The 10961-nt window shown below is 60.2% G+C and carries 12 protein-coding genes and 1 pseudogene; 4 read left to right on the top strand and 9 right to left on the bottom strand.

Features of this window, described 5'->3' with window-relative positions:
* Window positions 1–69: 69 nt before the first annotated feature.
* Both BW979_RS06945 and BW979_RS06940 read left to right on the top strand, forming a co-directional pair.
* Entirely contained in the window at window positions 70–690 is a 621-nt protein-coding gene (locus tag BW979_RS06945; protein ID WP_076383473.1) for a lysophospholipid acyltransferase family protein, read from the top strand.
* Window position 691: 1 nt separating this feature from the next.
* A complete protein-coding gene (locus BW979_RS06940) occupies window positions 692–1624 on the top strand; it encodes a phosphatidate cytidylyltransferase (RefSeq protein WP_047229452.1) in 933 nt (310 codons plus the stop codon).
* Window positions 1625–1778: 154 nt separating this feature from the next.
* On the opposite strand, the gene BW979_RS06935 is transcribed toward BW979_RS06940, so the two are convergent.
* From BW979_RS06935 to BW979_RS06905, 7 genes are all read right to left on the bottom strand, one after another.
* Entirely contained in the window at window positions 1779–2936 is a 1158-nt protein-coding gene (locus BW979_RS06935; protein ID WP_076383472.1) for a glutathionylspermidine synthase family protein, read from the bottom strand.
* Between the two features lie 12 nt (window positions 2937–2948).
* On the bottom strand, window positions 2949–3668 hold the full coding sequence (locus tag BW979_RS06930) for a DUF1190 domain-containing protein (RefSeq protein WP_076383471.1): 720 nt from the start codon (window positions 3666–3668) through the stop codon (window positions 2949–2951).
* A gap of 19 nt (window positions 3669–3687) precedes the next feature.
* The gene (locus tag BW979_RS06925) at window positions 3688–4116 is read right to left on the bottom strand and encodes a DUF350 domain-containing protein (protein ID WP_076383470.1); all 429 of its coding nucleotides are present in this window, start codon (window positions 4114–4116) and stop codon (window positions 3688–3690) included.
* 15 nt (window positions 4117–4131) lie between these two features.
* Window positions 4132–4806 (bottom strand): DUF2491 family protein, encoded by a 675-nt coding sequence (locus BW979_RS06920; RefSeq protein WP_047229448.1) that lies wholly within the window; start codon window positions 4804–4806, stop codon window positions 4132–4134.
* Window positions 4793–5830 (bottom strand): ion channel, encoded by a 1038-nt coding sequence (locus BW979_RS06915; RefSeq protein WP_076383469.1) that lies wholly within the window; start codon window positions 5828–5830, stop codon window positions 4793–4795. Before BW979_RS06915 ends, BW979_RS06920 begins: the two co-directional genes overlap by 14 nt.
* Before the next feature lie 376 nt (window positions 5831–6206).
* Window positions 6207–6905: a PspA/IM30 family protein gene (locus tag BW979_RS06910; protein WP_047229446.1), complete on the bottom strand. Its 699-nt coding sequence runs from the start codon at window positions 6903–6905 to the stop codon at window positions 6207–6209.
* Window positions 6906–6929: 24 nt separating this feature from the next.
* A complete protein-coding gene (locus BW979_RS06905; protein ID WP_092394936.1) occupies window positions 6930–7511 on the bottom strand; it encodes a YjfI family protein in 582 nt (193 codons plus the stop codon).
* Between the two features lie 485 nt (window positions 7512–7996).
* Here BW979_RS06905 and BW979_RS06900 point away from each other — a divergent pair, with 485 nt between their 5' ends.
* Window positions 7997–8236 (top strand): type II toxin-antitoxin system RelB/DinJ family antitoxin, encoded by a 240-nt coding sequence (locus tag BW979_RS06900; RefSeq protein ID WP_047230583.1) that lies wholly within the window; start codon window positions 7997–7999, stop codon window positions 8234–8236.
* A pseudogene (locus BW979_RS06895) lies at window positions 8226–8411 on the top strand (type II toxin-antitoxin system RelE family toxin); the annotation flags it as partial. The gene BW979_RS06900 and the pseudogene BW979_RS06895, both read left to right, overlap by 11 nt.
* Before the next feature lie 111 nt (window positions 8412–8522).
* On the opposite strand, the gene BW979_RS06890 reads toward BW979_RS06895, so the two are convergent.
* A complete protein-coding gene (locus BW979_RS06890; RefSeq protein WP_076383467.1) occupies window positions 8523–9338 on the bottom strand; it encodes a YfaP family protein in 816 nt (271 codons plus the stop codon).
* 3 nt (window positions 9339–9341) lie between these two features.
* A complete protein-coding gene (locus tag BW979_RS06885) occupies window positions 9342–10961 on the bottom strand; it encodes a DUF2300 domain-containing protein (protein WP_076383466.1) in 1620 nt (539 codons plus the stop codon).

Genomic DNA, 10961 nt, shown 5'->3' with positions numbered 1-10961 from the left:
GCTTTTGTGGCGAGGGAGCTTGCTCCCTCGCCACAGTTACGCTTATGTTTCTCAGGACAAGGAATCCTCATGTTCGAACCCGTGGTCGCCAGCCTCATCACCTCCGCCGCCCGCATGGTCACGGGGGCTCGTAGCCTGTGGCTCGGTTGCGCGCCGCAACCGGTGCAGCGGATCTACTTCGCCAATCACAGCAGCCACGGCGACTTCGTGCTGCTGTGGGCCTCGTTGCCGCCGGCGCTGCGCAAGCTTACCCGGCCGGTGGCGGGCGCCGATTACTGGCAGACCAGCCCGCTGCGGCGCTACATCATCAACCGGGTGTTCAACGGCGTGCTGGTGGACCGCGAGCGCAAGGACCCTTCGTACAACCCTTTGCAGCCGATGCTCGATGCCTTGGAAAACGGCGACTCGCTGATCATCTTCCCCGAGGGCACGCGCAACCCGGAGGACGGCCTGCTGCCGTTCAAGAGTGGGATCTATCACTTGATGAAAAGCCACCCTGAAGTCGAGGTGATTCCAGTGTGGATCGCCAACCTCAACCGCGTCATGCCCAAAGGTCGGGTACTGCCGTTGCCGCTGTTGTGCACCACCAGTTTCGGCGCGCCGCTGTGCATCGAAGAAGATGAAAGCAAAGAGCAATTTCTTGAACGCAGCCGGGCCGCGCTGCTGGCACTGGCCCCGGAGCACGTCTGACATGGATAGACATACCCTGATGCTGTTTAGCGGGATCGGCGCGATTCTGCTGCTGGCCTCTGTGATTGGTTTCATTCTCAAACTGCGGACAAAAGGCGCGCCGAATTCGGTCATCGATAACCTCAACGCGCGGATCAACGCCTGGTGGGTGATGGTGCTGGTGATCGGCACCGCGTTCTGGCTGGGCAACGCCGCGGTCATCCTGTTGTTCTACGCCGTGTCGTTTTACGCCCTGCGGGAATTCCTGACCCTGACACCGACCCGGCGCAGCGACTACCCGGCCTTGGTGGCGGCGTTCTACCTGGCGCTGCCGCTGCAATACCTGCTGATTTATTTTGATTGGTACGGACTGTTTTCGATCTTTATCCCGGTGTACGTGTTCCTGCTGCTGCCGATCCTGGCGTCCCTGGGCGGCGACAGCACGCACTTTCTGGAGCGCGCTTCCAAGGTCCAGTGGGGGCTGATGATCGCGGTGTTCTGCATCTCGTTTGTGCCGGCGCTGCTGACATTGGACATCGCCGGTTTCGAAGGGCGCAACCTGTTGCTGATCGCTTACCTGGTGATCGTGGTGCAGCTGTCGGATGTACTGCAGTACGTGTGCGGCAAGTTGTTCGGCAAACACAAGATCGCCCCGAACCTGTCACCGTCGAAAACCGTCGAGGGCTTTGTTGGCGGCATTCTGCTGGCTTCGCTGATCGGTGGCGCGTTGTGGTGGATCACGCCGTTCAATCCGTGGCAGTCGTTCCTCATCGCCTTGCTGATCAACTTGCTGGGGTTTGCCGGTGGGATTGTCATGTCGGCGATTAAGCGTGACCGTGGCGTCAAGGATTGGGGGCACATGATCGAAGGCCACGGCGGCATGCTGGATCGGCTGGATTCGGTGTGCTTCGCCGCACCGATCTTCTTTCATCTGGTGCGGTACTGGTGGACCTGAAGAATCTTTGGTGAACACCTGACCTGTGGGAGCGAGCCTGCTCGCGATAGCGGAAAGTCAGTCGACATTGATGTTGGCTGATCCACCGCCATCGCGAGCAGGCTCGCTCCCACATGGGATTCTCGTCGCTTGATCCTCGATGGACTGATCGCAATCAGTCGAGAATCAAATGCGGCAGAAACCGGCTCGAATCCTTGGTGATCAGGCTGTTGTCTTCCCGCACGCCAATGCCGGCGGCCTGGTCGCCGATGACCCAGGAGCCGATCAATGTGTAGCTGTCGCCAAACTTCGGCAACGGGGCGAATTCCTGGAGGATGAAGGGGGCGTCGGTGTAGGGGCCGTCTTCTTTGACGATCAGGCCATCAGCGGTTTGCAGCTCGATGTTGGCGCCTTCCCGGGAAAAGAACGGTTTGCGTACCCAGCCCTTGGGTACGGCTTTGCTCGAGTCGCTGTCGAGATGGGCTGCCAACAGGTTCGGGTGACCTTTGTTGAATTCCCACAGCAACGGCAGGATGCCTTTGTTGGAGATGATCGATTTCCAGGCCGGCTCGAAAAACTGCGTGTCACTCTGGGCAATCGCCGCACCAAAAGGCTCGTGGAAGATGAACTCCCAGGCATGCAGCTTGAACAGGTGAGGGATCCAGCGATCTTCCAGATCGACGAAACGGCCTTCGCCTGTAAGGCCGATGTCCTCGATATCGATGTGCCGCGATTCGATGCCGACTTTTTCCGCGATCAGGCGTAAGTAGTCGGTGGTGCCCTTGTCTTCGATCGAGTCTTTCATCGACGCAAAGTAAAAAGGCTGCTTGAGTTGCAGTTGGGCAAAGACCTGATGCAGCTTGGTGTCGATGCTGTTGAACTGGTCGGCATGCCCGGGCAACAGTCCGCGCTCGATGCATTGCTCCAACCAGCCCCACTGAAACGCCGACGCCTCGTACAGGCTGGTCGGCGTGTCGTAGTTCAGTTCCAGCAGCTTGGCGGGGCCGCTGCCGTTGTAGGAGAAGTCCATGCGCCCATACAGGTGCGGATGCCCTTCGAGCCATGAGGTGCGAACCATGTCGAAGAACGGCGCGGGAATGCTCAGGCGCTCCAGCAGCTCCTCGCTCTGAACCACTCGGGCCACCAGGTCCATGCACATCTCATGGATCTCGGTGGTCGGGTCCTCCAGATCGTCTTCGATCTGCTTGAGCGTGAACTGGTAGTACGCGCTCTCGTCCCAATAGGGTTCGTCGTCGATGGTGTGGAACAGAAAGCCGAGACTCTCGGCGGTCTGTTTCCAGTCATGACGTTCGGCGCAATGGACTTTCTTCATGACGCGCGTTCCTTAACTGCTCGATCGCCCGGAGCTGCTCGAGCCGCCCCAACCGCTGCGGGCGCTGGCTTTGCTGCCGAAACCGCCACGGGAGGTGGAGGAAGCAACAGAGATCGGCTTGCTGGCGGAGCGGACCGTGTCGGTGTAGTTGCCATACCTCGCCTGATTGGACTTGGTAAAGGTCGAGCCTTTGGAAATCCGCTGAGCGAGCGTTGAGGACGCGTAGTTGCCGCGATCATCGCGATAGCGGTAGACCGGTTGGGAGTAATAGCTGTTGCGGTTGCTGCTCAGCATGTTGCCGATCAGCAGCCCGGTCAGCAGGCTGGTGCCGGAGAACCCTGAGCCTTGCGCGTTGGCTTCGGAGGCCGGCAGTTGCGCCTTGGCCGCGTCCACCTGGGCTTGGGTAACCTGGCCATCGGCGGTCAGTTCGAAACCACCCAGCCTGGGGATGAACTGGCCGGTGGAATCCTGTTGGCACCAATCGGCAACAAAGTCGGCATCGCAATCGGCCTGGTTGCTGTACGTCGGCGCGATGCGGCGATGCTCGGCCATGGCGGTCATGTAGGCGTCGGAGCACACGTCTACCGGGAGTTTTTCATCGGCACATTGCTGCACGGACTGGAAGTTGTACTTCTTCTGTACCGGGTAGGTTTTTTCCGTCGGGCCGCAGCCTGATATCGCCATGGCGACCGACGCGGCCAGCGAAAGCTGGACGTACTTGCTTCGTTTCATCGGGATCTCCGTGGCGCAATCAGTTCGTGGAAGGCGTCATGCACGCGGCGTTCAGCATGCCGACGCTGATGGCCACTGCCGCGATATAAATGCCCGCGGCGATTTCACCCTTTTTAATGCGTTCAGAGGCGCCTTTGAGCACCAGACTGGTCACCAGGAACGCCAGCAGTTGCACGAACGCGGCGATCACGGCCCAGACAACGAAGTCCAGAAGGCTGATGGAATAGGCAATCACATTGCTGGCCGGGATGGCGAAACCGATGATGGCGCCGCCCAGCGCGATGGCGGCGGCCACGTTGCCCGAACGGATCAGTTCGAACTCTTTGTGCGGCGTGATCCGGGTGTAGATGAACTGGTACAGCGCGAACAGCACGGCCGCACCGAGGATGTACAGCACAAACCCGAGCACGGCGGCTTTGTTCAGGGAAATGGAGAGCGCTTCAAGCATGGACTTCTTCCTTTTTTAAAAAGTGTTCAGGTCAGTGGTGTACAGCGAAATGCCCAGCGACGTGCTCAAGCTGATGGTGCCTTCGGCATCTTCTTCGACGGAAAACAGCAGGAACTCCCGGCGATCGGTCAGGCCGGTTTCGCGGGCATACAGCATTGAGCGGTGCTCGACGCTGTAGGACTCATCCGGATTGCTCACGCGCTCGCTCAACGCCACCAGTTCTGTCTGGCCTTCCTCGGTGCCCCATTCGCGGCTGTACTCGACACCGTCGTGGTTGTAGGTCGGCAGGCCGATCAGGCTTTCGGGCCCGGCCAGCCGTCGCAACTCCGCTTCGCTGTTGAGGGTGACGTAACTGAGGTAATTGAACAGGATCACCGACTCGACCTGCCCGGCGACATCGCCGCTGGTGTGCACTTGCAGCCAGTAGTCCTCGTCGTTCATGTAACAGCGCGTCAGCCAGTTCGATTGCCCGAGGTCGACGATGCCGGTGCTCCAGATCTGCTGGGCATCCGGGATGACCACGCCGGTGTTGCCGTCGAGCAACAACTTCAGCGTGCTATCGAACCTGAGTTCTTTGCCAGATGCCAGGCCCAGCGGCCCGACGGAGGCCGGGATTGGGTTGGCGACCCATTTGGAGTCCTTGCCCGAGTTCGGCGCCTCCATGCCCATCAACCGTTTAAACCAGCCCATTGGAGATTTCCTTGAGACGCGCGGAGGCGATATAGAAGAGGTCGCCGCCGCCCCCGACGCGCGTGTCGCAGGGCGGGTTGATCGACGGGTGCCGGGCGCCTTTGGCGCGGTAGCCGATGAGAATGGCGTTGTGGTGTTCTTTCATCTGCACATACAGATCGCCGAACGCGGCATCAAACGCTTCGGGCAGTTTCATCAGGTACTGAGTGGCGCCCTCGCCCACGCAAAGCAATTCATTGATGACCACTGACGAACCCGGATCCTGTGAAGCACGCACCAACATCTCGATGGCCATGCTGGAGGTGCATTCCAGGCTGGGCGCGTAGGCGCTGGCGAGGGCGGCCACTTCACTGTCATTGAAATGGGCGACCACATGCCCGACCGGGTTCAGTTGATTGACCGCCAGCACGGTGGACAGGGTCAGATCGTCTGAGTGGGTGCGCACCAGGACGCGTTCGGCACCCGGCACACCGGCACGCTGCAAAAGTGCGACAGAGGACAGGCTTTCACCTTTGATAAAAGTCGTCTTGCCGGGCATGGGGTTTTCTTCAAGCACGCAATCGCAGATGACAATCAGGTTGTCATTGGACGTCTCGTCCTGCAGGAGCAACTCGATGACCCGTTCGCTGGAGGCGCCCTCCCAGCCGATGAGAACGGTGTGGCCGGTCTTGCCGGTGAAATCGCCTTTGCCCTTCATGCCTTTTCTCCATACATCAATGACGCTGCTGGTGGTTTTGCCGATGACCGTCGTCAACAGGGCAATGCCCCCGAGCATGATCCAGGTGGCCACGAAAATTCGCCCGGCGGATGTCTGTGGCAACAGATCGCCATAGCCGACGGTGAGCGTGGTGGTGAGATAGAAGTAGATAAACGTGGCGGCAGCGATGAGGTGCTGTTCGCCCAGAAGCACCAGGCCGATCCAGGCGATGGCCAGGTGTACGCCCAACGCAATGGCCAGGCCCGCCCAGCCGAACCGATGGAAGAAGGACGAGGCGTAGGTTCGCAGCAAAAGGAAAATCGACATTTCGTCCCTGACTCCGTGGGTTCATTCCTGGCGACGTCATCGCACGGGCAGCGGAGTGCTCAAGTGCGGTCACGGGGCAGCATTAAACCTGCTGCGCGGCGTGGATAGAAGAGCTTTGGTGACAATAAATCCGGGAATTTTCAGGAAAACAGGACTAAGACACAAAACCTGAAGCTGAACACAAAACCCTGTGGCGAGGGGATTTATCCCCGCTGGGCTGCGGAGCAGCCCTGAAACCTGACACCCTCGGTGTGTCAGCTGGGTCGAGCTCGCTGTTATTGGGGCTGCTTCGCAGCCCAACGGGGATAAATCCCCTCGCCACAAGGTCTGTGCCTGGCTGCCTTGGCCGGTCCTCACCAAGGCAAAGCCCAGCCGATTACTCCGCCGATTTTTTCTTCAGGCGTTCCAGAATCGCATTGGCGCTGCCTTCGTTCGGCGTGATGCCGGCATCGCGCAGTTTGCGCTCCAGGTCGTTGCCGGTCGAAGCCTCGGCCAGTTCGTCCTGGGCTTGCAGTTCAGCGGCACGTTGCTGTTGCTTGGCCTGCAGGCGGTTGAGCGTACCGACGGCGGTTTCCAGCTTGCCATTGGCGCCGCCGCTGGCAATCGAAGCACTGACCTGCGCTTTCTGCACGCTCTCACGGGCCTTGGCCATGTCCACTTGCTGACGCAGGCTTTTGATGCGGTTCTCGGCCTTGACGATGTCCTTGCGCATGTTTTCAGCGTAACCACCGAACTCGGTCGCGTGCTTTTGCTCGGCGTCCAACTCAGAGGTCAGGGTCGAAATGGCTTCGGCCACTTCCAGTGCCAGGTCTTCACGGTTGGCCTGGATGGCCGCCAGCGCCTTGGACTCCAGGTCCTGGATCTTGGCGTTGTACTCGCTGACGCGGTCAGTCGACAGTTTGTGTTTGGCCATGATGGTGACCAGCTCACGCTTGGCGTTGGCCAGCGCGCTGTCGGCATCGCGAATTTCCTGGTCGAGGATGCGCAGGGCCTGTTGATCGACGATCGATTCGCCGACTTCGTTGGCACCACCACGCAGCGCGGTGAACAATTTGCTCCAGATGGACTGAGTCATTGGATATTTCCTGTTCCCGAAAAATTAGATGAAGAAACGTTCGAAGGCTTCGCTGGCGCGCTGGACGTTGTCGACGAGGGTTTTGACCTCGGTCACGACGTTGGTCAGGCTGGAGTCGGAACTCAGTGCGCCAAACATGTTGTAGACAATCTGCCCGTTGGGCATGGACTCGATACCGATCGAGGACAGCGGGAACATTTCCCGGCTGCGCAGCACGGCATCATTGAAGGCCGCGACGTCGTTGATCGATTCGACATCCACCAGAACGGTGTCGACGATGATCTGATCACCCACCACTGCGATGTAAATCGGCAAGCCGCCAAAATCGTTCATTTCCAACTTGATGCTGGACTCGGAGCCTTGAACAAGGGAAAGCGTGATGTCGTTCGCCACCACTTCGTCGAGGGCCTGAAGGGCACTGAAGAGGCGATCAATGTTCCAGTTGTTACCTGCGCTCATGTAATTCTCCGACATGAATGAGCCAGCCAGAATCGGTTGGCGTAGCTGTTTCTCCATCTGCTTGAGCAGGCTCCGGTTTTCGGGAAGCACCCAAGTTTCGTGTTTCACATACCCGGCGGCACTCAAGCCCGCGCGCATCTGCTTCATGTAAAAGCTGGATGGTTTTTTCACGGACGGTTTCGAGCGCTCTCCCTTGCGGCTCGCTGAATCGGTAGCAGACCCCGCAGGATCTGTTGGAGAGCGGCTGTTCATGGTGCTGACCTCACTGCGAAAAAACTCACGCGTGAGAAACACTACAGGGAATACCCAGGCCCCTCAATAGCTCACGCGTGAGATTTTTAATTGTCACAAACGACGGACGCCCCTGTGGGAGCGAGCCTGCTCGCGATAGCGACAGCACGTTCAGCATCAGGGTGTCTGACACACCGCCATCGCGAGCAGGCTCGCTCCCACACTGTTTTGTGGTGGTCACAGCGGCGAGGTCAATCACAACTCCCCGGCTCCCGGATGAATTTTGTCTCACTCAACAAGGGGCCGATTCGTCTGAAAACAGCTAAACCCGCAAACCAAAGGTGCCGGACGGGAGGAGTAGTTGCTAACGTAACGCCAAACGTCATTACAGCTATTACTCCATGGCTTCCATCAACATCCGCATTGACGATGACCTTAAGCGGCGGTCATTTGCCGAACTGGAAAAGCTCGGTGTTACGCCTTCCGAACTGCTACGCCAGACACTTCAATACGTAGCGGAGCGAGGCAAGTTGCCTTTCAAGGCCGCGTTAATCAGTGAGGAAGATGAAGCGCTCATTGCGGTGGTCACAGAGCGCCTCGCCAACCCTCAACGAGTGAAGGTCAGCCTGGATGACCTATAGCCTTGAATTTGATCGACGTGCATTGAAGGAGTGGAACAAGCTAGGCGAAACACTGCGACAGCAGTTCAAAAAGAAGCTCATCGAAATTCTTGAAAACCCTCGCGTCGAAGCCAACCGACTCCGACAACTCCCCGACGTGAGATTTCTAATTGTCACAAACCACGGACACCCCCTGTGGGAGCGAGCCTGCTCGCGATAGCGACAGCACGTTCAGCATCAGGGTGTCTGACATACCGCTATCGCGAGCAGGCTCGCTCCCACACTCACAAACGACTCTGGCGCTGCCTTAGGGGTAACTGAAGCTCTTGACCAACATCAACTCCCCCGCCGTGCGCATCGGTACCACGAAGGTTTCCATCTTCTCGCTTGGCGTGCCCTCTTCGGTGATGACGGTGATCTGCGCCGTGGTCAGGGCTTGTGCCGCTTGTTGCTCGCCGTCCTCGTCACTGCGGTAACCGCCGCCGTAGTAGTTCACGTACACCAGGTACTGGCCTTTGATCGGCGCGGGCATGGCGATGATTTCCGGGCCGTAGCCGGTGGTGACATCGACGTCGAGCGCGGCGCCGTTGGGGACGACGCGGTCGCCGTACCAGATGTGGGCGCCGTCCGGGGTGACGAGGTGCAGGTCCAGGTCGGTGCCGTCGCTGTCCCAGGTCAACAAGACCCGCAGCTTGGCCGGGGTGGCGCCGCCGCTGGTGTTGAGAAATTGCGTACGGTGGCGTTGCTGGCCGTCGGGGCTGCGCACTTCGATGCTGTTGCTGCCATTGGGGAACGAGAACGGCCGGTCGAAGTGCCCTTGCGGGTCGAGTTTCAGCGGCAGGGTCACGCCATTGATGATGAGTTTGCCCGGCTCGTTACTGTCCTTGGGCGTGCCTTTGATCTGGCCGCTGATGCGGGCGGTGCTGGCCTGGCCCTGAGGTGTGTTGACCGAAGAAGCCGGGTAGTTGACGGTCTGGCTGAAGCTTTCGCCTTCACCGCCCGGCGCGCCACTGCGCCAGCCGCCAACCGGGGTGTCGAGTTTGATGCCCTCGCCCGCAATGGCCGGCGGCAACACGGCCAAAGCGCAGAACAACAGCAAGGCCTGTGGATAACGGAGTGTCATGGTCTATTCCAGCAAGAGGTGACGGGCGAGCCCTTCGATGTAGGTTTCGTCCTGGCCGTTGGGGTGGGCTTCAAAGGCCAGGTGCAAGTATTCGTGGGTCAGGTCGAGGCGGTCTTGCAGCGACAGCACACCGCGCACATAGATGCGCCGGCGTTCGCGGTCGACATAGGGCCGGCCGAAGGCGACACGGCAGACGGCAAACGCGCTGATTTCGTTGTAACCCACTTCATCTGCCAGACGGGGGCGCCAGCCGCGTCGCTGTTTCAACAACCAGTCCTGGGCGGCGGGCAGCGCTTCACAGGACGCCACCGGATTGTCCCAGCGGCTGAGGCTGGCGCGCGGGTAGGCATGCAGCAGGATGGCGTCGTAGCGCTGGCCGGCGCTGGCCTGCTCCACGGCTTGCGCCCAGGACAGTTTGTCCGGGGCGGATTGGTCAGAGTGGTAGGTCACGTCGGTGCCCGCCAGCACCAGATCGCTGGTCCAGGCGGCGATGGCGCGGGATTGCGGCGCCGCCGGACGTGAGGCGACGCGCTGGCGATGACTGCTGTCATCGATGCTCAGGCAATCGCCGTGACGCTGGGCGTTTTGCAGCAGGTAGCTGCGGATCGCCACGGCCAGGGCCTTGGCGGCTTCGGCGGGTTCAGCCTTGGCTTCGCGCTGCAGGACCCGGGCGACGTACTCTTCCCGATCCAGTCGCGCCACCAGTTTGCCGGGCAGCAGAAACAGCTCGCCGTCGCTGTGGATATCCAGTTGGTTGCCATTGGCGAATTCGACACGGTAATCGCCGCGCAACGGGCCTGGGGTGGCCGGCCCGTCACTCGCCATCACCCGCAGCAAGGGATACCGGGCGAACAGGTCAACTTCCACACATCGCCCCGTTTCCGCCGGCCAACGGGACGGCAGCGCCGCCGCCAATCCATCACCGTATGCCTTCAATATCTGCTCGCTGGTGCCACGCCCACCAGCCCACACCGGCGTGCCGTCGGCCAGCCAACCGGCGAAGCCGCCCTGGCGCGATGAAGGATCCTGTTCACCCAGCCAACTCCAGGTCTTGACCCGCAGACGACTGCCCAACTGGCCGACGAGACGCCCATCCGCCGCGTTGAGCACCACGTCCAGCAGTACCCGACGGGCCTGATCCTGAGCCGGCAGCATCGCCAGTGCCTTGAGCAGTTCAGCCACGCGTACCTGTTTTTGCGGTTGTAGGCTCGGCAGGTCCAGCAGCCACGACGGCGCTTGGCGGGCCTGCCAGTAATCGCGCCAGTTCGAAGCCGAAAGCCCAAGCCGCTGCGGTTCGAAATACAGGCCGCAGGACTTCACCAACGCCTGATCGCGACCGATGTTCTGCCCGGCGCTACAGCAATAGACTTCCTCTTTGGACTCACCGCGACATTCATATGCCGGTTCGCGAGCGCCGGTGTCCACTAGCCAAGCGTAGACAAATAGCTTCCACACACTGCCCAGCGGCGCCTGCAGGGCATCGGGCAAGGGCTGTCGGTCCAGCACCTGGGTCTGGCTCACCCGCAGCAACTGACCGTCGAAAGCCAGGCGCAACGGTTCCTCCTGCGCTGTGGCCAGCGCAGGGATCAAGCACAACAACCACCCAAGCCGCTGCCAGCGCAT

The sequence above is a fragment of the Pseudomonas sp. A214 genome, assembly GCF_900156295.1.
Classification (GTDB): Bacteria; Pseudomonadota; Gammaproteobacteria; order Pseudomonadales; family Pseudomonadaceae; genus Aquipseudomonas; species Aquipseudomonas rhizophila.
This window is presented reverse-complemented; position numbering and strand designations above follow the sequence as displayed.